We start from the raw sequence: 20,501 nt of genomic DNA on the forward strand, positions 1-20,501 counted from the left end.
TCACGCCGCCAAAGCGGGCAGGCGTTCCAGCTTGCGGATGGCCGTGCTGAGCTCCGGCTCGTCGACGAGATCGGCGGCGTCGGCCAGCTTGAACCAGTGCAGGTCGCGCTGATGCTGCTCGGAGAAGTTCTCGAACTGCTCCTCGACCTCGAGCAGATAGAGATTGACCTCGCAGAGCACGAAATGGTCGCTCATGCGCTTCCAGTAATTGTAGCGCCCCGCCGGCTCGCTGCTGATGCGGCCGACGACGCCGGCCTCCTCGAAGGCCTCGCGGGCGGCCGCGTCATGATCCTTCAAGCCCTTCATGGGCCAGCCCTTAGGCACGATCCACCGGCGCGTCGTGCGCGAGGTGACGAGCAGAATCTCCCGCGAGCCGTCGGCAGCGTGGCGGATCGGCATGGCGGCGATCTGCGACCGCTTCTCCCCCGGTTTCCGCTTGGCCTTCTTCATCGGCTCTGGACGCTCCTCACTGGTTGCGGGCTCGCTCCGGCTACGAATCGGGAATGGCTGCCGGAGCGAATAAATATTGCATCGCTGCGCGAAAATGGAAGAGGCGTTCTGCCAAAAAGGTGAACAGATCAGCCTTGCTTCTTGTGCATAACCTCGCCCGGACAAAGCCTTAGCAGCAGCCAGCCGCCGATGCCGGAGAGCAGCGAGCCGGCCAGGACACCGATCTTCGTCTGGTTTTGGAGCGCCTCGGAATCCGGGAAGGCGAGCAGGCCGATGAAGAGGCTCATGGTGAAGCCGATGCCGCAGAGCAGGGCGATGCCATAGAACTGCGGCCAGGAGGCGCGGGCCGGCAGATCGGCGAGGCCGGCGCGGATCGCCAGCCAGCCGAAGCCGAAGACGCCGACCTGCTTGCCGAGGAACAGGCCGAGCATGATGCCGAGCGGCACCGGCGCGGCGAGCGTGCCGAGCCCGAGGCCGCTGAAGGAGACGCCGGCATTGGCGAAGCCGAAGACGGGGATGACCAGGAAGGCGACATAGGGGTGCAGCCCGTGTTCGAGCTTGTGCAGCGGCGATGCGGCGTCATCGGGCCGGGCGGGGGAGGGTTTCAGAGGGATGGTCAAGGCCAGCGCGACGCCCGCCAGCGTCGCATGCACGCCGGACTTCAGGGTGAAGTACCAGAGCGCCGCGCCGAGCAGGAGATAGGGCACCAGCCGCGTCACGCCGAAGCGGTTCAGCGCCGTCAGGACGACAAGCGTCGCCGCGGCGAGGCCGAGATACAGGCCCGACAGCTCGGCAGTGTAGAAGATCGCGATGATGATCACCGCGCCGAGGTCGTCGAGGATGGCGAGTGCCGTCAGGAAGACCTTGAGAGAGGCCGGCACGCGCGGCCCGAGCAGCGAGAGCACGCCGAGCGCGAAGGCGATGTCGGTCGCGGTCGGGATCGCCCAGCCCCGCAGGCTTTCCGGTGAGCCGAGATTGAAGGCGAGGTAGAACAGCGCCGGCGCGATCATGCCGCCGAGCGCAGCGAAGCCGGGCAGCACCCGCCGCCCCCAGCTGGAAAGCTGGCCGTCCAGCATCTCGCGCTTGATCTCGAGGCCGACGAGCAGGAAGAACACCGCCATCAGCGCGTCGTTGATCCAGTGCAGGACGGAGAGGCCCAGCACATAACTCTTCAGCGCGCCGAAATAGAGCGGCGCCGCTGGCGAGTTGGCGATGACGAGCGCAAGCGCCGCGACCGCCATCAGGATGATGCCGCCGGCGGCCTCGCTGCGCAGGAAGTCCCGCAATGCGGAAAGGGGTCTCGTCCGGGGGGCGGGGCCGGCCATCAGGCTCTCCTCTGTCGATCAGGCAGAAGGAGATACGACAGGCCGGCGCCGAAGGCCAAATTCGCTGTCGTCGCAGCGCGCTTCAGAGCTTCTTGCCGTCCTTGTCGAACTGCTTGAGGAAGACGATCAGATCCTTGATCTCCTTCTCGTTCTTGATGCCCGCGAAGATCATCTTGGTGCCGGGGATCTTGGCCCTGGGATCCTTGATGTAGTCGGTGAAGGTGGCCTCGTCCCAGGTCAGGCCGGAGCTCTTGTTGGCGGTCGAATAGCTGTAGGCTTCGACCGCGCCCGAATGCCGTCCGATGAGGCCGTTGAGCTCGGGGCCGACGAGGTTGCGCGCGCCTTCGCCGATCTGGTGGCAGGCGCGGCATTTGTTGAAGGATCGCTCGCCGGCAGCGGCGTCCTGCGCTGCGGCAGGCTGCGCGAAAAAGGGCAGGATCAGGAGGAGGCTCGGGAGAATCGCGCGCATGGGCAGGTCTTTCGACTTGGAGGCGTTCTCATTTAGCCCGAAGCCGCGCGGCGTCGCATGGGCCATTTCGCCGCGCCACGCGACTTCAGAGCCCCGGCCTCAGAGCTCGCCGATCCACTCCGCTACGGTCGCCGTGAAGGCGTCCGGCCGCGACACCGGGAAAAGATGCCCGCCGGTCTCCATGATCGCCCGGCGGCAGCCGGGCAGAGCGGCAGCGAGCGCTTCCTGATGGTAGACGGGGACGACGATGTCGTCGCGCGTGCCGAGGATCAGGATCGGCATCGGCAGCGAGCCGATATCGGCCGAGCCGTCGAAGGCGAGGAGGGCGTTGAGCCGCTCACGGGTCACGATCTTCGCGTGCTCGCTGACCGGGGCCGCTTCCAGCGCATCGTCATAGACGTGCCAATTCTGCTCGATCCAGCGCGGCTGATAGCCGCTGAGCACCGAAATGGCGGCATAAGCGTAGGGGTCCGCCTCGAGGATTGCGAGGCGCGCCCCGAACAGCGCGCTCAGGAAACGGCTGGGGGCAAGCCAGCTTGCGCTGAGGATGAGTCCGTCCACGCGCTCCGGCGCGAGTTTGGCGATCATCTGGGCGATGCAGCCGCCGGTGGAATGACCGAGCACCACCGCGCGCCCAACGCCGGCTGCGTCGAGCACGGCAAGGCTGTCGCGGGCCAGGAGTTCCATGTCGCAGGGAGCATCGCCGCGCGTGCTGGCGCCGATGCCGCGCTGATCGAAGCGGATGACCTGAAAGGAGCGCGACAGCGTCGTCGCGATGTCTTTCCAGAACGCGGCTGTGCCGCTGAGGCCGCTGACCAGAAGAAGCGGCTGCCCATGTCCTTCCTTGAAGGCGTGCAGCGTCGCGCCGTCGGGCGTTTCGACCTTGAAATCGGTGATCTCGGTGGTAGCTGTCATGCGTCACCTCGCGAAAGGCGGCATGCGTTGTTGCGCCTGGCGCGCAGGATCCCGGACATGGCCCCATCCTCCCTGAAAGCTTAGGTCGCCCACCCGCCGGTCGTTCGGCCTTGATCTGGCCGATAGGACCGGTTCGTGCGAGGATGGCGCATCAGGGCCGCACCTGCCATGGCTTGAGCGCAGGGGGCGGGATGTTTCTGGCGCAGGTCGAATAGACCAAAGACTAATTGGCCTGCGTCTAGTGCATGGCTTTGTGCCTTATCGCCGCAAGCCATTCCGCCGAGCGGAGAAGAGAGTTGGCGTACAGGTGTCAGCGACGCCGGTTCGCCGCTGCCGGATCGTCGCGCCAGGTCGTCACGGACATGGTCGGCAGGTCGAAATAGTCGCGCGTGGTCGCGTAGCCGTGTCCGCCCATGCGTCCGACGGCATCGAGCGCGGCCGGGTCGACATAGAGCTTCTGCGGATCGACCGCGTCGGCGCGGAAATGGGCGTAGACGACCTCGCCGAGAATGATTTCGCGCGAATTGCCGATGCCGAGCGTCGTGTGGTGCCGGCATTCGAAGGCTGCCGGCGCCTGTCCGATCCACGGGCAGGGCACCTTGACGCCGGGCATCGCGGTCAATCCGGCTTCGGCCAGTTCGTCGGCGCCGGGCTCGAAGGGCACCGCGCAGACATTCATGCCTTCCAGGAGCGCGTCCGAGACGATGTTGACGGTGAAGGCCAGGGTCTGTCGGACATTGCGGCCGGTGTCCTTCTGCGCGCCGGTCGGTCGGTATTCGACCCCGAGCGCGAGGATGGCCGGGTCGGCGGACAGGCAGTTGAAGAAGGAGAAGGGGGCGGCATTGACCGTGCCGTGCTCGTCGACCGTGGTCACCAGCGCGATCGGGCGCGGCACGACGGCGCCTATCAGCAGCTTGTAGCGCTCGCGCGGGGTCAGCGCTGCGAAGTCGAAGGTGACGACGCCGGGGGCGGTTTCGGCGCGCGGCTGTCCGGTCGGGTGGGCGGTCACGATGGGGTCAATCCTTCGCTGCGGGCGTAGGGGGCGAGCACGTCGCGGATGTCCCGCTCGACGCGTGGCGTCAGCAAGGCGCGGGTCACGACGGCGCGCAGATGGTGGTCCATGAGATCGGCGGCGCGGGCGGCATCGCCGGAGCGCAGGGCCTCGATCAACTGGCGGTGTTCGGAGACCGCGCATTCGCTGGAGTGCGGGCGGCCGTAAATGGCCAGGATCAGCGAGCAGCGCGACGATGCTTCCTGGACATAGCGCAGCAGCAGCGCATTGCCGGTCATCGTTGCGAGCTTGATGTGGAACTCGCCGGAGAGGCGGATCGATTCCGGCCCGTCCTGTTCATGCGCCTTCTCTTCCTGCTCGACATGGGCTTCGAGCTCGGCCGCCTGGGACGCCGTCAGGCGCCCGGCCAAGTTCTCCGCGACCAGCCGCTCCAGCCCGCGCCGGACCTCGAAGACGTCGCGCGCTTCTTCCAGAGTCGGATAGGCGACGGAGGCGCCGCGATTGGGCTTGAGCTCCACCAGCCCTTCGACGGCGAGGCGCCCGAAGGCCTCGCGCACCAGCGTGCGGCTGACCCCGAGCTGCTCCCCGATCGAATCCTCCGGCAGCTTCACGCCGGGCTTCAATGCCTGCTCGATGATCGCGCGCCGGAGCGCCCTGTATACGGATTCCGCCCGCAGAACCGGCGTACGACGCTCGCCCATCTCCGCTTTCCCTCGTCCTGATCTGACCATTTGCCGGGGCGTCAATGTCACGATCGTGGGCTCCGATCCAGTTTCTGCTTGTGTTCAATAATTGCATACAATACGATATTTTCATCGTATGCAAGTTTGTTCAATAATCGCACACGAGATGGCGATCAAAACGCCACGGTGCCCAAACAGGCGGCAACGATGATCCGGGCCCGCTACGGCGGGGTCGAACACAAAAGGGGAGAGTTGGATGAAGAAGGCCTGGTTACTGGCGGCCGTTGCCGCTTTAGCCCTGACGGGAGCCGCCGAGGCGAAGACGCTGAAATGGGGGTCGGCGCGCGAAATCGCCTCGCTCGATCCCTACTCCTTCGGTGAGACCTTCACCCTGTCGGTGCTGAACCATGTTTATGAGGGGTTGGTGCGCTACACCGGCGACCTCAAGATCGAGCCGGCGCTGGCGGAGTCGTGGGAGACGGTGTCGCCGACGATCTGGCGCTTCAAGCTGCGCCAGGGCGTCAAGTTCCACAACGGCAATCCCTTCACGGCCGATGACGTCATCGCCTCGCTGGCGCGCGTCACCCATCCGGATTCGCCGCTCAAGGGCAATTTGCCGGCCTATAAATCCTCGAAGAAGATCGACGACTACACCGTCGAGATCGAGGTCAACGGCCCCTATCCGCTGCTGCTCAACGACCTCACCAACATCTTCATCTTCGACAAGGAGTGGATGGAGGCCAACAACTCGCTGCTCCCCACCGATTCCGGCAAGGGCGTGAAGGGCTATGCCACCGACAACGCCAACGGCACCGGCCCGTTCTTTGTCGAAAGCCGCCGCGCCGACTCCAAGACCGTCTTCGCGAAGAACCCGAACTGGTGGGACAAGCCGAAGCACAACATCGACAAGATCGAGTTCACGCCGATCACCTCGTCCTCGACGCGGGTCGCGGCCCTGCTGTCCGGCGAGATCGACTTCACCAACGTCGCCCCGCTGCAGGACCTGCCGCGCCTGTCCGCCTCCCCGGACGTCAAGGTGCTGCAGACCAACGAGCTGCGTTCTGTCTTCTTTGCCTTCAACCTGACGGACAAGCTCTTCGAGAGCGACGTGAAGGACAAGAACCCCTTCAAGGACATCAAGGTGCGCGAGGCGCTCTACCGCGCCATCGACATCGACGCCGTCCAGAAGCGGGCGATGCGCGGCCTCTCGCGCAACACCGGCGCGCTCGTCGCTCCCGCGATCCCCGGCTACGAGCCCTCGCAGGACGAACGCCTGCCCTTCGACCTGAACGGCGCCAAGAAGCTCCTGGCGGATGCCGGCTATCCCAACGGCTTCTCCTTCCAGCTGAACTGCCAGAGCGACTCCCTCGTCAACGAGGAGGAGTTCTGTCAGGCGGTCGCCTCGATGTGGGCGCGCGCGGGCCTGAAACCCAATCTCAGCATGGCGCCGCGCAGCCAGCAGGCGCCGAAACGGGTCAAGGGCGATTTCGACGTCATTTCCTTCGGCTGGGCCAACGAGCCCATGATCGACGCCTATTCGCTGCTGGTGCAGGTGATGCGCTCGAAGAGCGGCACGGGCGGCGTCTTCAACTGGGGCAACTGGGGCGATCCGCGCATCGACGCGCTGATCGACAAGGCCGGTGTCGAACTCGACACGCCCAAGCGCATCGAGCTGATGAAGGAAGCGCTCAAGATCGCCAAGGCCGAACACCTCTTCATCCCGCTGCATCAGCAACCGATGGCCTGGGCGATGCGTTCGACCGTGGCCTCGACCGTGCAGGCCTCGGACAACAAGCCGCGCCTCTGGCTGACCATGATGAAGTGAGGCAGGCGCGACGTCATGGCCGGGCTTGACCCGGCCATCTCGGAAACCAGCGCCTCTCGTCCTGAGATTCCCAGGTCTTCGCTCTGCGAAGCCCGGGAATGACGCCGGAACGCAGGAGCTTTCCATGCCGGCCTTTCTCTTCAAGCGACTGCTCAACGCCGCCGGCGTCATGCTGGCGGTGGCCTTCCTCGCCTTCCTGATCTTCCGCTTCGTCGGCGATCCCGTCGAGCTGATGCTGAACGAGCAGGCGAGCCAGCAGCAGCGCGACGAGCTGCGCGTCCGGCTCGGCCTCGATAAGGGCTTCGCGATGCAGTTCGCAACCTTTGTCGGCAATGCCGCGCGCGGCGATTTCGGCATCTCCTACCGCAACCAGCAGGACGTCTTCACGCTGATCTCGGAGCGCTTCCCGGCGACCTTCGAGCTCGTGCTCGTCGCGACCTTCCTGTCGCTCGCCATAGGCATCCCGCTCGGCGTCTATACCGCCATCCGACGAAACAGCATTCTCGCCAGGGCGCTGGAATTCGTCTCGGTGCTGGGTGTTTCGCTGCCGAGCTTCGCGCTCGGCATCCTCTTCATCCTGGTCTTCTCGGTCTCGCTGCAATGGCTGCCGGCCTTCGGCCGCGGCGAGGTCGTCCAGATCGGCTGGTGGAGCACCGGCTTCCTCACCGCTTCCGGACGCAAGGCGCTGATCCTGCCCAGCATCACGCTCTCGCTCTTCCAGATCACGCTGGTGATGCGCCTCGTCCGCGCCGAGATGCTCGAGACCATGCGCACCGATTTCATCCGCTTCGCCCGGGCCCGCGGCCTGCCATCGCGCGCCATCCATTTCGGCCACGCGCTGCGCAACTGCCTGATGCCGGTCATCACCGTCACCGGCCTGCAGATCGGCAATCTCATCGCCTTCGCGCTGGTCACGGAGACGGTGTTCCAGTGGCCGGGCATGGGCATGCTCTTCGTCCAGGCCGTCACCTTCGTCGATATCCCGGTGATGGCGGCCTATCTGATCGTCGTCTCCCTCATCTTCGTCACGCTCAACACGCTGGTCGACCTCACCTATGCCTGGGTCGATCCGCGCCTGCGCGAAGACGCCCTCACGGGAGGCGCCAATGCTCGTTGAGAAGACCCGGCCCGCTGACACCGCCAGGAAACCCGGCCGCCTGCGCCGCTTCCTCGACAGCGACATCGGTTGGAGCTTCTGCCACAGCCCGGTCGCCTGGCTCTCGGCACTGGTGCTGTCGCTGCTCGTGCTCAGCGCGCTCTTCGCGCCGCTGATCGCGCCGCAGAACCCCTACGACCTCACCCAGATCTTCATCGACAAGGCGGAGATTCCGCCGATTTGGCAGGAGGGCGGCGAGTGGCCCTTCCTGCTCGGCACCGATCCGCAGGGCCGCGACGTGCTCTCCGCCATCCTCTACGGCTCGCGCATCTCGCTGATCATCGGTTTCTCCGCCGTCGTCGTCTCGATGCTGATCGGCGTCTCGATCGGGCTTTGCGCCGGCTTCTATGGCGGGCGCGTCGACAACCTGCTGATGCGCCTCGGCGATACCGTGCTGTCGATCCCGACGCTGCTGATGGCGATCCTGGTCTCCGCGATCTTCCGCGAGATGCTGCCGCCGGCGCTGCGCGAGCCCTTCGCCGCCGTGGTGCTGGTGCTCTCGATCGCGCTGACGAGCTGGGTGCAATACGCCCGCACCGTGCGCGCGCTGACCATGGTCGAGCGCCGCAAGGAATATGTGCTGGCAGCCCGGATCATCCGCGTGCCGGCGGCGCGGATCATGGGCCGCCACATCCTGCCCAACACGATGACGCCGGTGCTCGTCTCGGCCACGCTCAATCTCGGCCTCGCCATCCTCTCGGAGGCGACTTTGTCCTTCCTGGGCGTCGGCATGCCGATCACCCAGCCCTCGCTGGGCACGCTGATCCGCATCGGCAACCAGTACCTGTTCTCCGGTTCCTGGTGGCTCGTCGTTTTCCCCTCGCTGCAGCTCGGCCTGATCGTGCTCTCGGTCAACCTGCTCGGCGATTGGCTGCGCGATGCGCTCAACCCGAAACTCCGCTGACAAGAAACCATGAGGATACGCCTGCGATGACTGCCTCCCTCCTGATCCGCAATGTCCGCCCGAACGCCGGAGCGGCGGTCGATATCCTGGTCGAGAACGGCCGCATCAGCCGCATGGCGAAGGATATCGCCGCGCCCGCAGGCGCGGCGGTCGAGGATGGCCGCGGCGAGATCGTCATTCCCGGCCTCGTCGAGGCGCACACCCATCTCGACAAGAGCCTCTGGGGCCAGTCCTGGTACGTCAACGAAGTCGGCCCCAAGCTCCTCGACAAGATCGACAATGAGCGGGAGAGCAAGAAGCGCCTCGACATCGATCCCGCGCGCCAGTCGGCCCGGCAGGCGATCCAGTCCTCGCTGATGGGCACGACCCATATCCGCAGCCATGTCGACATCGACACCGAGCACGGGCAGTGGGGCGTCGAGGGCCTGATGAAGACCCGCGACGGCTATCGCGACATCGTCGACATCGAGCTCGTCGCCTTCCCGCAATCGGGCCTGCTGCGCCGCCCCGGCACGCTGGAGCTGATGGATCAGGCGATGAAGGCGGGCTGCGAGATCGTCGGCGGTCTCGACCCCTGCGGCATCGACCGCGACCCGAAGGGGCATCTCGATGCGGTCTTCGACCTCTGCCAGACCTATGGCAAGCCGCTCGACATCCACCTGCACGAGCCCGGCGAGATGGGCGCCTTCTCGATGGACCTGATCATCGAGCGCACCCGCGCGCTCGGCATGAAGGGCAAGGTCACGGTCAGCCACGCCTTCTGCCTCGGCTCGCCCGATATGGCCCTGGTCGATCCGCTGATCGAGCAGCTTGCCGAACTCGACATCGCGATCATGACGACGGCTCCATCCCGCAGCGCCGCGCCGCCGGTCAGGAAGCTGCTCGATGCCGGCGTGCGGGTCTGCTCCGGCTCGGACGGTATCCGTGACACCTGGGGCCCCTACGGCAACGCCGACATGGTCGAGCGCGCCATGTTTGTCGGCCTGCGCAACAATTTCCGCCGTGACGATGAGCTGAAGCTCGCCTTCGACGTCTGCACGACCGAGGGCGCCAAGGTCATGGAGATCGCCGATTACGGTCTCGCCGAGGGCAAGGCCGCCGATTTCGTCATCATGCCCGGCGAGACGCTGGCGGAGCTGATCGTCACCCGTTCGCCGAAGCGCCGCGTCGTCAAGCGCGGCCGCATCGTCGCCCGCGACGGCGTCTCGGTGAGGGCCGCCCCGTGAGCCTGCAGGCAGCCAAACGGCCGCAGGGCCGCGTCCTGATGACCGCGCGCTGGGTCGTCGGCCACAAGGACGGGCGCCATCGTCTCTACGAGAACGGCGAGGTCGTGTTCGAGAACGGCGCAATCGTCTTCGTCGGCCACGGCTTCCCCGGAGAGATCGGCAGGCGCATCGACTATGGCAATGCCCTGATCGGGCCGGGCTTCGTCGATTGCGATGCCCTCTCCGACCTCGACACCACGATCCTCGCCTATGACAACCAGCCGGCCTGGAAGAAGGGCCGGGTCTGGCCGCGCAGCTATCTCGAGGCCGGTCCCTACGAGATGTATACCCGCGAGGAGCTGGCCTTCCAGAAGCGCTATGCCTTCGCCTCGCTGATCCGCAACGGCATCACGACCGCCCTGCCGATCGCCTCGCTGTTCTACCGCGCCTGGGGCGAGACGGTGCAGGAGTTCGAGGATGCCGCGCAGGCTGCCGCCGATCTCGGCCTGCGCGCCTATCTCGGCCCGGCCTATCGCACCGGCAACCAGATCGTCGAGACCGATGGGCGCGTCGTCACCCATTATGACGAGGCGCGCGGCCTCACCGAGCTCGACGCCGCCATCGACTTCGCCCGGCGCCATGAGGGAGCCGCGGGCGGCCTCATCCGCGCCATGTTCGCGCCCGATCGGATCGAGACCTCGACCGCCGAGCTGCTGCGCCGCACCGCTGCCGCCTCGCGCGAGCTCGACGTGCCCGTGCGGCTGCATTGCTGCCAGTCGAAGATCGAATACGACCTCGTCCTCGCCCAGCACGGCGTGAGCCCGCCGGAATGGCTCGAGAGCCTCGGCTTCCTGAGCGAGCGCTGCCTCCTGCCGCATGGCACGGTCGTCTCCGGCAGCAGGCTGATCGACCGGCCCGGCCGCGATCTCGAGATCATCCGGGATTCCGGCGCGAGCATCGTCCACTGCCCCCTGGTCTCCGGTCGGCACGGCAATGCCATCGACCATTTCGGCCGCTACCGCGCCATGGGGCTGAACATCGCCATGGGCACGGATACCAGCCCGCCGGACATGGTGATGAACCTTCAGACCGGCATGATCCTCGCACGCATCATGGCGGGAAATGTCGCCGCCGTGCGCTCGGAGGACTATTACGACGCAGCGACCATCGGCGGCGCAGATGCGCTGCAGCGCCCCGATCTCGGGCGGCTCCAGCCGGGTGCGCGGGCCGATATCACCGTCTTCGAGCTCGACCGGCCCCATAGCGGCCAGGTCATCGACCCCATCCAGACGATGATGCTGACCGGCCATGGCCGCGATTTCTCGACGGTGGTGATCGACGGGCGCTTCGTCATGGAAAACCGGGCAATCCCCGGCCAGGACGAGGCCGCCGACAATGCCCGCGCCCAGAAGCAGTTCGAGGGCGTCATGGCGCGCTATCCCGAGCGCACGCTCGGCCACCCGCCGATGAGCGAGATCTTCTCGTCGAGCTACGCGATCGAACGCAGCGAGGCCATCGCATGACCGCTTCCGCCGCCGCGCCTCTCCTGTCCGTGCGCGACCTGCGCATCGTCTTCGACGGTCGCCACGGCCCGTTGACGGCGCTGGACGGCATCAGCTTCGACATCGCGCCGGGGGAGATCCTCGGCATGGTCGGCGAGTCCGGTGCGGGCAAGTCGCTGACGGGCACCGCGGTGATCGGTCTGCTCGATCCGCCCGGGCGCGTCGCCGGCGGCGAGATCCATCTCTCGGGCGAGCGCATCGACAACCTGCCGGCCGAAGCGATGCGCAAGCTGCGCGGGCGGCGCATCGGCGCGATCTTCCAGGACCCGCTGACCTCGCTGCACCCGCTGCTCAAGGTCGGCGACCAGATCGTCGAGACGATCATGACGCATCTGCCGGTGAGCCGGGCGGAGGCCCGCAAGCGGGCGCTCGAGCTGCTCAAGGAGGTCGGCATCCCCGCCGCCGAGACGCGTATCGACGCCTACCCACACCAGTTCTCGGGCGGCATGCGCCAGCGCGTCGTCATCGCGCTCGCGCTTTGCGCCGAGCCCTCGCTGATCATCGCCGACGAGCCGACAACTGCTCTCGATGTCTCCATTCAGGCGCAGATCACCACGCTGCTGAAGCGGCTCTGCCGCGAGCACGGGACGTCGATCATGCTGGTCACCCACGACATGGGCGTGATCGCCGAGACGGCCGACCGGGTCGCCGTGATGTATGCCGGCCGCATCGTCGAAATGGGGCCTGTCGAGGAGGTCGTGCGCCGCCCGCGCCACCCGTACACCGCCGGGCTGATGGCCTCGATCCCCAGCGTCCACGCCCGCCACGAGCATCTCAACCAGATCGACGGCGCGATGCCGCGCCTCAACGCCATCCCGCCCGGCTGCGCGTTCAATCCGCGCTGCGGCCGGGCCGAGGCCTTCTGCCGGGACCACAAGCCGGGCCTGCCGGTGATGGGCCATGCCGCAGCCTGCCATTTCCCGCTGAAGGAGGCGGCGCATGCGTGAGCATATGGAAGCCCCTACCGCGAGCCCTCATCCTGAGGAGCCGCGCGGCGGCGACTCGAAGGATGTTCCGGTGCGCTCTGAGGCATCCTTCGAGACGCAAGCTGCGCGTGCGCCTCAGGACGAGGGCTCAGTTGGCCGATCGTCTGGGGGAGGCAGCGATATCATTCTCGACGTCGCCGCGGCGTCCTGCCGCTTCGATGTCTCGGCGCCGGCCCTGTCCCGGCTGTTCTCGAAGGAGCCGCGCCGCATCCTGCGCGCGGTCGAGAACATCTCCTTCACGGTGAGGCGTGGCACCACCTTCAGCATCGTCGGCGAGTCCGGCTGCGGAAAGTCGACGCTGGCGCGCATGGTCGTGGGGTTGCAGCGTCCGACCGAGGGCAAGCTCAGCTTCCGCGACATCCGCCGCGGCGATGGCTCGTTCGGCCCGCCGCGCGTGCAGATGATCTTCCAGGACCCTTATGCCTCGCTCAACCCGCGCTGGCGGGTCGGGGATATCATCGCCGAGCCGATCCGGGAGCTGAAGCTCAGGCCCGACGAGACGGCGGTCCAGCAGCGGGTCGGCGATCTGCTGGAGGTCGTCGGCCTGTCCCGCACCGATGCGAGCCGCTACCCGCATGCCTTCTCCGGAGGCCAGCGCCAGCGCATCTCCATCGCACGCGCGCTCGCCACCGAGGCCGACTTCCTCGTCTGCGACGAGCCGACCTCGGCGCTCGACGTCTCCGTGCAGGCGCAGATCCTCAACCTGATGGTCCGGCTGCAGAAGGAATTCGGGCTGACCTATCTCTTCATCAGCCACAATCTCTCGGTCGTCCGGCACATGTCGGACGATCTCGCCATCATGTATCTCGGCCGTTTCGTCGAGGCGGGTCCGGCCGAGGAGGTCTTTACCAATCCGCGCCACCCCTATACGCGGCTGCTGCTCGACACGATTCCCGATGTCGAGCGGCCGAACCGGGAGCGCCGGCCGATGTCCGGCGAGGTGCCGAGCCCGATCGCCCCGCCGCCGGGCTGCAGCTTCAACCCGCGCTGCTCGCGTGTAGCCGAGCGCTGCCGGGCCGAGCGGCCGGAGTTGCGGATGCTGGGCGACGTCCGCGTCGCCTGCCATTATGCCTGACCGGCCAGGCGTTGTTCCCGGGCACCGCGGAACCCATGAACGCAACACCCGTCATGGTCGGGCTTGTCCCGACCATCCACGTCTTCGCTGGTCGAGGGCAGTGTTCAAGACGTGGATGCTCGCCACAAGGGCGAGCATGACAGCACGGCTCGTGAAACTCAGCCGACCAGCGTCGCTTCCAGCGTGATCGTCGCCTTGAACAGCTTCGAGACCGGGCAGCCGGCCTTGGCCTTGCCGGCCAGCGACTCGAACGTCGCCTGGTCGGCACCCGGCACCTTACCCTTGAGCGTCAGGTGGATCGCGGTGATCGCATAGCCGTCGTCGAGCTTGTCCAGCGTCACGCGCGCGCTCGTGTCGAGCGCATCGGCCTTGAGATTGGCTTCGCCCAGAATGAGCGAGAGCGCCATCGTGAAGCAGGCCGCATGCGCTGCGCCGATGATCTCCTCTGGGTTGCTGCCGGGCTTGCCTTCGAAGCGGCCGGAGAAACCGTAAGGGTAGGCGCTGAGCGCGCCGCTCTCGGTCGAGATCGTGCCCTTGCCGTCCTTGATGCCGCCTTCCCAATGGGCCGAGCCGGTCCTGTTGATCGCCATGACGCTGTCTCCTGTTCTGGTTGGGGTGGATATGCTGCGGCTGGAACGCTACCCTTCGATAACGGTTTCGGGGCGCCTCGGGTTCACTTGCTGGTGACCGGCACTCGAAGGCGGCGAAAAATGTGTTCGAATAGGATGATCATAGCGGGAAAGGCAGGATAGGTAAGTCGGCTTCCAGCCCACCCCGGACATCAGCCTGGGTCAAATCCGCAAATGCGGCTTCGCAGCGAAACGACTGAACATAGTTCGCAACGGGAGACAGGAAGATGAGAACGATTCAACGGGCATGCCTGTTTATCGCCATCGGGATGTTGCTGTCGGGCTGCGCGGTGACAGAATATCGGAGCCCGGAGCTTGCTTCCGTCTGTGCCGTTCCGGTCAATCGAACCATCCAATCCGCATACTGGCTTGACTGCCAGTCGTTCTATTCGTCCTCCGACCCTTATCTGAGCCACTATTAGGCGCCGATCGGGCGCTGGAACCGGCGCGCGCGTGGATCGTGTCTCCGCGGATGAGCCGCCTGTCATCCAATAGGGAAGCCCGCACCGATCGCTCGATGCGGGCTTCCGCGATGGCCAGGTGTTTGCGGTGCGCTCAGCGGAACAGAGCCAGCGATTTCGACAGCGTGATCCAGACGCCCCAGGCGATCGGCAGGCCGACCACGGCCCAGGCGAGCAGGGCCGTGCCGTCGAAGCCGCCTTTGCCGATGCCGTAGGAGCCGTAATGCGTGGTCGCGCTGGCATTGGCGGTCTTCGCCTGCAAGGAGGCGACCTCGGCATCCTTCATGAACCACTTCGCCGCGACGGGGCGGATCAGCAGGTTGCATATGAAGCCGAGCACCAGCATGCCGGCGAGGATGTACATGGTGCGGTCATAGACCTGCGCGCGCGGCACGCCGGCATTGATCTGCGCCTCGCGGATATAGTTCACCACGACCGGGCCGATGATGCCGGCGGTCGACCACGCCGTCAGCAGGCGGCCATGGATGGCGCCGACGAACTGGGTGCCGAACATGTCGGCGAGATAGGCCGGCACCGTCGCGAAGCCGCCGCCATACATCGACAGGATGATGCAGAAGAAGCCGACGAAGAGCGCCAGCGACCCGGCATGCGCCGCCCAGGGCGAAAGCGCATAGAGCAGGATGCCCAGCCCGAAGAAGGTGGCGTAGGTCAGCTTGCGGCCGAGCTTGTCCGACAGCGAGGCCCAGAAGAAGCGCCCGACGATGTTGAACAGCGAGAGCAGCCCGACGAAGGCCGCCGCGATCGTGGCGATCTGCGTCTTCTGCCCGGCGTCGAGGGCGGCGAAGCCGATCTCCGGCTTGCCGATGAGTTTGCCCGCGAAGATCTCCTGCAGCATCGGCGAAGCCATGCCGAGCACGCCGATGCCGGCGGAGACATTGAGGCAGAGCACGGCCCAGATCAGCCAGAACTGCGGCGTCTTATGCGCGTTCTTCAGATGGACATGGCCCGAGGTGATCATGGCGTTCTGGGTCGCGGGCGGCGTCCAGCCTTCCGGGCGCCAGTTCGACGGCGGCACGCGATAGCCGAAGGTGCCGGCCATCATGAAGACGAAGTAGATCGCTGCCATCGCGACGAAGGTCTGCCAGACGCCGACCGAGGCGGGCGTCTTGAAATAATTCATCAGCATGTCCGCCAGCGGCGAACCGATCATCGCGCCGCCGCCGAAGCCCATGATCGCCATGCCGGTGGCCATGCCGCGCCGGTCCGGGAACCACTTCACCAGGGTCGAGACCGGCGAGATGTAGCCGAGGCCGAGACCGATGCCGCCGATGACGCCCGAGCCGAGCCACATCATCCAGAGCTGGTGCCAGTAGACGCCGAGCGCCGAGATCATGAGGCCGCCGCACCAGCACAGGGTCGAGACGAAGGCCGCCTTGCGCGGGCCGACGCGCTCGAGCCACCCGCCCCAGATCGCGGCGGAGGAGCCGAGGAAGACGAAGAACAGCGTGTACATCCAGCCGAGATCGGCGACCTTCCAATCGCAGGCCGTGGTGAACAGCGAGGCGACGAGGCCGACATCGGTGGCGCAGGCCACCGGCTTGGTGATGCCGATCGCCTGGCTGAGCGGCAGCCAGAACACCGAGAAGCCATAGGCCATGCCGATGCAAAGATGGATGCACAGGGCGGCCGGCGGCACGAGCCAGCGGTTGAAGCCCGGTTTGGCGATGGTTCGTTCGCGGTCGAGCAGGCCGATGCCGCCCCCGATCTGTCCGATATCCTGTGCGACGCTCATTCCCCGTTTCCTTTCCCCATGGCTTCGCCGTTCGGGCCGGGTAGGTTCCCGGCTCGTTGAATTGCTCCGCGCACCGCTCTGGCGGCGCCTTGCTTGCTAACCGCCGCGCCCCGGCCTGATCCGCGGCAGGGCGCGCCGCAGCAGGGGCGGGAGGTCCTCCGGACAAGTGGCGAAGGCGGCGAGGAAGTCCCCGCGCATGCGCCCGGTCCAGAACTGGTTGATGTGATCGGCGACGGAGGCGGCCGCCTCCTCTTCCGGATAGGCCTTGAAGAAATCCGCGATCTGCCCGGCCATGCGCCGGAGCTTCGCGATGTTCTCGTCGTGATGGTCGCCTGGGGCGTGCCCGGTCGTCAGCGCAGCCTCCATCATTGGGCGATGGTCTCGGGCTCGGGCGCGAGCGCCCCGGTGAAGACGATGCAGCCGTCGCGCCGTGCGACAGCGGCGAGCGTCAGGCCGAGATGCCGGGCACGCTCGATCGCGAGCGAGGTCGGCGCGGAGATCGCGACCAGCGTTGCCGCGCCGAAGATCGCGGCCTTCTCGACCATTTCGAAGGAGGCGCGGCTGGTGACGAGCAGGAAGCCGTCGCTGGCATCCGCCCCGGCGCGCAGCCGCGCGCCGATCAGCTTGTCGAGCGCGTTGTGGCGGCCGACATCCTCGCGAACAGCGAGGATCGCGCCGTGGAGATCGCACCAGGCTGCGGCATGGACGGCGTGGGTGAGCTGGTTCAGCGGCTGACGGCGGTCGAGCGCGGCCAGCGCAGCTTCGACCGCCGAGGCGGGTACGGCGCGCGAGGCTCGCGTCGCGGCATCTGCCATCGGAATCTCCTCGATGGTCTCGACGCCGCAGAGTCCGCAGGAGGTGCGGCCCGAGAGATTGCGCCGCCGCGCCAGATGCTCGCGGAAGCGCCCGGGCGCGAGCTCGACCGTGACGACGACGCCCTCGTCTTTCGCCTCGACGGCGATGCCGCGGATCTCGGAGGCCTCCCGGACGACGCCCTCGGTCAGGCTGAAGCCGGTGACGAAATCCTCGAGATCGGACGGGCTCGCCATCATCACCGCATAGGGCATGTTGCCGTAGACGATGTTGATGGGAGTCTCGACCGCGACCTCGATCTCGCGCCCACACTCCGGCGCCGCGCCGAAGCGCAGCGGCTGCGCCTTCACGGCAGCCGAGGCCGGCGGCTGGGCGGGCGGGTTATCGGGCGGGTTATTCTGCGGCATCGGGCAGGCGCTCCGCGATCCGGCGCAGGGTCACGTCCTCCTCGAAGTTCTTCTCCTGCCAGGCCGACCAGGCGTTGGTGCGGCGCACCTCGACGGCGGTGACCTTGTATTCCGGGCAGTTCGTCGCCCAGTCCGAGAAGTCGGTGGTGATGACGTTGGCGCCGGTCTTGGCGTGGTGGAAGGTGGTATAGACCACGCCCGGCTGCATGCGCTCGGAGATTTCGGCTCTCAGCGCGATGTCGCCCGAGCGGCTGGCGAGCGCGACGAGATCGCCGTCGCGGATGCCGCGGCTCTCGGCGTCGAAGGGGTGGATTTCCAGCACGTCCTCGTCATGCCAGGCGCCGTTCTCGGTGCGCCGCGTCTGCGCGCCGACATTGTATTGCGAGAGGATGCGCCCGGTGGTGAGCAACAGGGGGAAGCGCGGGCCGGTCCGTTCCTCGGTCGGGACATATTCCGTGATCATGAACTTGCCCTTGCCGCGCACGAAGCGGTCGACATGCATCAAGGGCGTGCCGGTCGGCGCCTTGTCGTTACAGGGCCACTGCACCGAGCCGAGTTTCTCCAGCTTGTCATAGGAGACGCCGGCGAAGCTTGGCGTCAGCCGCGCGATCTCGTCCATGATCTCGCTCGGATGGCTGTAGCCCATCTCGTAGCCGAGTGCCCGCGCAAGATCGATCGTGACTTGCCACTCGTCCTTGCCGGAAAGCGGCGCCATCACCTGCCGCACGCGGTTGATGCGCCGCTCGGCATTGGTGAAGGTGCCGTCCTTCTCCAGGAAGGAGGCGCCGGGCAGGAAGACATGGGCGTATTTCGCCGTCTCGTTCAGGAAGATGTCCTGGATGACGACGCACTCCATCGCGGCGAGCCCCGCCGTGACATGCTTGGTGTTGGGGTCGGACTGGGCGATGTCCTCGCCCTGCACATAGAGGCCCTTGAACGTGCCGCCGACCGCCTCGTCCAGCATGTTGGTGATGCGCAGGCCCTGTTCGGGATCGAGCGGCACGCCCCAGAGCATCTCGAAGACCTGCCGGGTCGAATCGTCGGAGACGTGGCGATAGCCCGAGAATTCGTGCGGGAACGAGCCCATGTCGCAGGAACCCTGGACGTTGTTCTGCCCGCGCAGCGGATTGATGCCGACGCCGTCGCGCCCGATATTGCCGGTCGCCATGGCCAAATTCGCCATCGCCATCACCGTGGTCGAGCCCTGGCTGTGCTCGGTGACGCCGAGCCCGTAATAGATCGCGCCATTGCCGCCGGTGGCGTAGAGACGCGCCGCTGCGCGGACATCGGCCGCGGGCACGCCGGTATATTGCTCGCTCGCCTCGGGCGAGTTCTCCTCGCGGGCGACGAAGCGGGCCCAGTGCTCGAAATCGCCGAGGTCGCAGCGCTCGCGCACATAGGCCTCGTCGATCAGCCCCTCGGTGACGACGACATGGCTGAGCGCGTTGAGCAGCGCGACATTGGTGCCGGGGCGCAGCGGCAGGTGATAATCCGCCTTGATGTGGGGCGACTGCACCATGTCGATCCGGCGGGGATCGGCGACGATCAAACGCGCGCCCTCGCGAATCCGCTTCTTCATGCGCGAGGCGAAGACCGGGTGGCCGTCGGTCGGGTTCGCACCGATGACGAGGATCACGTCGGACTTGGCGATCGACTTGAAATCCTGCGTGCCGGCCGAGGTGCCGAGCGTCGTCCTGAGGCCGTAGCCGGTCGGCGAATGGCAGACGCGGGCGCAGGTATCGACATTATTGTTGCGGAAGGCGGCGCGCACCAGCTTCTGGACGAGGAAGACCTCCTCATTGGTGCAGCGCGACGAGGTGATGGCGCCGACCGATTCACGGCCATACTTCGCCTGGATGCGCTTGAATTCCGAGGCCGCGTAGTTGATCGCCTCTTCCCATGACACTTCGCGCCATGGGTCGGTGATCTCTGCCCGGATCATCGGCTTGGTCATGCGGTCGGTATGGGTCGCATAGCCCCAGGCGAAGCGGCCCTTCACGCAGGAATGGCCCTCGTTAGCCTTGCCGTCCTTGTAGGGCACCATGCGGATGACACGGTCGCCTTGCATCTCCGCCTTGAACGAGCAGCCGACGCCGCAATAGGCGCAGGTCGTGACCACGGAGTGCTCCGGCTGGCCGTGCTCGATGACCTTGTTCTCGATCAGCGTCGCCGTCGGGCAGGCCTGCACGCAGGCGCCGCAAGAAACGCATTCCGAGCCGAGGAAATCAGTCGGTCCCGCCGCGACGCGAGACTCGAAGCCGCGGCCGGTGATCGTCAGCGCGAAGGTGCCCTGCACCTCCTCGCAGGCGCGCACGCAGCGATTGCAGACGATGCATTTCGAGGGGTCGTAGGTGAAATACGGGTTGGAGGTGTCCTTCGCGAGCCAGTTCTCGTTGACCGCGCCGTCCTTGCCTTTGGCGAAGACGTGGTTCTCGCCCTCGTAGCCGTAGCGGACTTCGCGCAGGCCGACCGCGCCGGCCATGTCCTGCAATTCGCAATCGCCATTGGCCGAGCAGGTCAGGCAGTCCAGCGGATGGTCGGAGATGTAGAGCTCCATCACGCCTTTGCGCAGGCCGGAGAGGTTCTCCGATTGGGTACGCACGACCATGCCCTCTTCGGCCGGCGTGGTGCAGGAAGCCGGCGTGCCGCGCCGCCCCTCGATCTCGACGAGGCAGAGCCGACAGGAGCCGAAGGGTTCGAGCGAGTCGGTGGCGCAGAGCTTGGGGATCTTGGTGCCCAGGCTCATCGCCGCCGCCATCACCGAGGTGCCGGCCGGCACCGTGACGCTCTGGCCGTCGATGCTCAGCGTCACCGTCTTCTCGGAGAGCCGGATCGGCGTGCCGTAGTCGATTTCCTTGATCAGGCTCATCT

18 protein-coding genes are annotated in these 20,501 nt (G+C 66.5%); 7 read left to right on the forward strand and 11 right to left on the reverse strand.

Features of this window, described 5'->3' with window-relative positions; translation table 11 throughout:
- The 6 genes from AC1DDA_RS21530 to AC1DDA_RS21555 form a co-directional block, all read right to left on the reverse strand.
- A complete protein-coding gene (locus AC1DDA_RS21530; protein ID WP_441509377.1) occupies nt 1-450 on the reverse strand; it encodes an NUDIX hydrolase in 450 nt (149 codons plus the stop codon).
- Between the two features lie 128 nt (nt 451-578).
- A complete protein-coding gene (gene nhaA / locus AC1DDA_RS21535) occupies nt 579-1,775 on the reverse strand; it encodes a Na+/H+ antiporter NhaA (RefSeq protein WP_476797312.1) in 1,197 nt (398 codons plus the stop codon).
- Between the two features lie 82 nt (nt 1,776-1,857).
- Nucleotides 1,858-2,244 carry a c-type cytochrome gene (locus tag AC1DDA_RS21540; RefSeq protein WP_476797313.1) on the reverse strand — a complete coding sequence of 129 codons (387 nt, stop codon included), beginning with the start codon at nt 2,242-2,244 and terminating at the stop codon, nt 1,858-1,860.
- A gap of 99 nt (nt 2,245-2,343) precedes the next feature.
- Nucleotides 2,344-3,159, reverse strand: coding sequence for an alpha/beta fold hydrolase (locus tag AC1DDA_RS21545; RefSeq protein ID WP_441509374.1), 816 nt, complete (start codon nt 3,157-3,159; stop codon nt 2,344-2,346).
- 310 nt (nt 3,160-3,469) lie between these two features.
- Nucleotides 3,470-4,168: a flavin reductase family protein gene (locus AC1DDA_RS21550; RefSeq protein ID WP_476797314.1), complete on the reverse strand. Its 699-nt coding sequence runs from the start codon at nt 4,166-4,168 to the stop codon at nt 3,470-3,472.
- The gene (locus AC1DDA_RS21555) at nt 4,165-4,872 is read right to left on the reverse strand and encodes a GntR family transcriptional regulator (RefSeq protein ID WP_441509372.1); all 708 of its coding nucleotides are present in this window, start codon (nt 4,870-4,872) and stop codon (nt 4,165-4,167) included. Before AC1DDA_RS21555 ends, AC1DDA_RS21550 begins: the two co-directional genes overlap by 4 nt.
- Nucleotides 4,873-5,110: 238 nt before the next feature.
- On the opposite strand from AC1DDA_RS21555, the gene AC1DDA_RS21560 reads away from it, so the two are divergent.
- The 7 genes from AC1DDA_RS21560 (at nt 5,111) to AC1DDA_RS21590 (ending at nt 13,567) form a co-directional block, all read left to right on the forward strand.
- Nucleotides 5,111-6,679, forward strand: a complete 1,569-nt coding sequence (locus tag AC1DDA_RS21560; RefSeq protein WP_476797315.1) for an ABC transporter substrate-binding protein — start codon at nt 5,111-5,113, stop codon at nt 6,677-6,679.
- Nucleotides 6,680-6,803: 124 nt separating this feature from the next.
- A complete protein-coding gene (locus tag AC1DDA_RS21565) occupies nt 6,804-7,796 on the forward strand; it encodes an ABC transporter permease (RefSeq protein WP_476797316.1) in 993 nt (330 codons plus the stop codon).
- Complete coding sequence (locus AC1DDA_RS21570) at nt 7,786-8,739, forward strand: ABC transporter permease (RefSeq protein ID WP_476797317.1); 954 nt, start codon at nt 7,786-7,788, stop codon at nt 8,737-8,739. The genes AC1DDA_RS21565 and AC1DDA_RS21570 overlap by 11 nt, the downstream gene beginning before the upstream one ends.
- Before the next feature lie 26 nt (nt 8,740-8,765).
- Nucleotides 8,766-9,965 (forward strand): amidohydrolase family protein, encoded by a 1,200-nt coding sequence (locus AC1DDA_RS21575; RefSeq protein WP_476797318.1) that lies wholly within the window; start codon nt 8,766-8,768, stop codon nt 9,963-9,965.
- Between the two features lie 38 nt (nt 9,966-10,003).
- Nucleotides 10,004-11,467 carry an amidohydrolase family protein gene (locus AC1DDA_RS21580; RefSeq protein WP_476797427.1) on the forward strand — a complete coding sequence of 488 codons (1,464 nt, stop codon included), beginning with the start codon at nt 10,004-10,006 and terminating at the stop codon, nt 11,465-11,467.
- On the forward strand, nt 11,464-12,453 hold the full coding sequence (locus AC1DDA_RS21585; protein ID WP_476797319.1) for an ABC transporter ATP-binding protein: 990 nt from the start codon (nt 11,464-11,466) through the stop codon (nt 12,451-12,453). The genes AC1DDA_RS21580 and AC1DDA_RS21585 overlap by 4 nt, the downstream gene beginning before the upstream one ends.
- A complete protein-coding gene (locus tag AC1DDA_RS21590) occupies nt 12,446-13,567 on the forward strand; it encodes an ABC transporter ATP-binding protein (RefSeq protein ID WP_476797320.1) in 1,122 nt (373 codons plus the stop codon). The genes AC1DDA_RS21585 and AC1DDA_RS21590 overlap by 8 nt, the downstream gene beginning before the upstream one ends.
- Before the next feature lie 158 nt (nt 13,568-13,725).
- Here the strand turns inward: AC1DDA_RS21590 and AC1DDA_RS21595 are convergent, their stop codons facing one another.
- The 5 genes from AC1DDA_RS21595 to fdhF form a co-directional block, all read right to left on the reverse strand.
- Nucleotides 13,726-14,157, reverse strand: coding sequence for an OsmC family protein (locus AC1DDA_RS21595; RefSeq protein ID WP_476797321.1), 432 nt, complete (start codon nt 14,155-14,157; stop codon nt 13,726-13,728).
- A gap of 594 nt (nt 14,158-14,751) precedes the next feature.
- Nucleotides 14,752-16,410, reverse strand: a complete 1,659-nt coding sequence (locus AC1DDA_RS21600) for an OFA family MFS transporter (protein ID WP_476797322.1) — start codon at nt 16,408-16,410, stop codon at nt 14,752-14,754.
- A gap of 96 nt (nt 16,411-16,506) precedes the next feature.
- Complete coding sequence (locus AC1DDA_RS21605; protein ID WP_441509363.1) at nt 16,507-16,779, reverse strand: formate dehydrogenase subunit delta; 273 nt, start codon at nt 16,777-16,779, stop codon at nt 16,507-16,509.
- Nucleotides 16,776-17,630 carry a formate dehydrogenase accessory sulfurtransferase FdhD gene (gene fdhD / locus AC1DDA_RS21610; RefSeq protein WP_441509362.1) on the reverse strand — a complete coding sequence of 285 codons (855 nt, stop codon included), beginning with the start codon at nt 17,628-17,630 and terminating at the stop codon, nt 16,776-16,778. Before fdhD ends, AC1DDA_RS21605 begins: the two co-directional genes overlap by 4 nt.
- Nucleotides 17,617-20,499 (reverse strand): formate dehydrogenase subunit alpha, encoded by a 2,883-nt coding sequence (gene fdhF, locus AC1DDA_RS21615; RefSeq protein ID WP_476797323.1) that lies wholly within the window; start codon nt 20,497-20,499, stop codon nt 17,617-17,619. Before fdhF ends, fdhD begins: the two co-directional genes overlap by 14 nt.
- Between the last annotated feature and the right edge of the window lie 2 nt (nt 20,500-20,501).

The organism is Allobosea sp. 10N428 (assembly GCF_056394545.1).

Excerpts from the sequence above, each read along its gene's own strand:
- AC1DDA_RS21530 (WP_441509377.1), bottom strand. The coding sequence starts at position 450 with ATGAAGAAGGCCAAGCGGAAACCGGGGGAGAAGCGGTCGCAGATCGCC.
- nhaA (WP_476797312.1), bottom strand. The coding sequence starts at position 1,775 with ATGGCCGGCCCCGCCCCCCGGACGAGACCCCTTTCCGCATTGCGGGAC.
- AC1DDA_RS21540 (WP_476797313.1), bottom strand. The coding sequence starts at position 2,244 with ATGCGCGCGATTCTCCCGAGCCTCCTCCTGATCCTGCCCTTTTTCGCG.
- AC1DDA_RS21545 (WP_441509374.1), bottom strand. The coding sequence starts at position 3,159 with ATGACAGCTACCACCGAGATCACCGATTTCAAGGTCGAAACGCCCGAC.
- AC1DDA_RS21555 (WP_441509372.1), bottom strand. The coding sequence starts at position 4,872 with ATGGGCGAGCGTCGTACGCCGGTTCTGCGGGCGGAATCCGTATACAGG.
- AC1DDA_RS21560 (WP_476797315.1), top strand. The coding sequence starts at position 5,111 with ATGAAGAAGGCCTGGTTACTGGCGGCCGTTGCCGCTTTAGCCCTGACG.
- AC1DDA_RS21565 (WP_476797316.1), top strand. The coding sequence starts at position 6,804 with ATGCCGGCCTTTCTCTTCAAGCGACTGCTCAACGCCGCCGGCGTCATG.
- AC1DDA_RS21570 (WP_476797317.1), top strand. The coding sequence starts at position 7,786 with ATGCTCGTTGAGAAGACCCGGCCCGCTGACACCGCCAGGAAACCCGGC.
- AC1DDA_RS21575 (WP_476797318.1), top strand. The coding sequence starts at position 8,766 with ATGACTGCCTCCCTCCTGATCCGCAATGTCCGCCCGAACGCCGGAGCG.
- AC1DDA_RS21580 (WP_476797427.1), top strand. The coding sequence starts at position 10,004 with ATGACCGCGCGCTGGGTCGTCGGCCACAAGGACGGGCGCCATCGTCTC.
- AC1DDA_RS21585 (WP_476797319.1), top strand. The coding sequence starts at position 11,464 with ATGACCGCTTCCGCCGCCGCGCCTCTCCTGTCCGTGCGCGACCTGCGC.
- AC1DDA_RS21590 (WP_476797320.1), top strand. The coding sequence starts at position 12,446 with ATGCGTGAGCATATGGAAGCCCCTACCGCGAGCCCTCATCCTGAGGAG.
- AC1DDA_RS21595 (WP_476797321.1), bottom strand. The coding sequence starts at position 14,157 with ATGGCGATCAACAGGACCGGCTCGGCCCATTGGGAAGGCGGCATCAAG.
- AC1DDA_RS21600 (WP_476797322.1), bottom strand. The coding sequence starts at position 16,410 with ATGAGCGTCGCACAGGATATCGGACAGATCGGGGGCGGCATCGGCCTG.
- AC1DDA_RS21605 (WP_441509363.1), bottom strand. The coding sequence starts at position 16,779 with ATGATGGAGGCTGCGCTGACGACCGGGCACGCCCCAGGCGACCATCAC.
- fdhD (WP_441509362.1), bottom strand. The coding sequence starts at position 17,630 with ATGCCGCAGAATAACCCGCCCGATAACCCGCCCGCCCAGCCGCCGGCC.
- fdhF (WP_476797323.1), bottom strand. The coding sequence starts at position 20,499 with ATGAGCCTGATCAAGGAAATCGACTACGGCACGCCGATCCGGCTCTCC.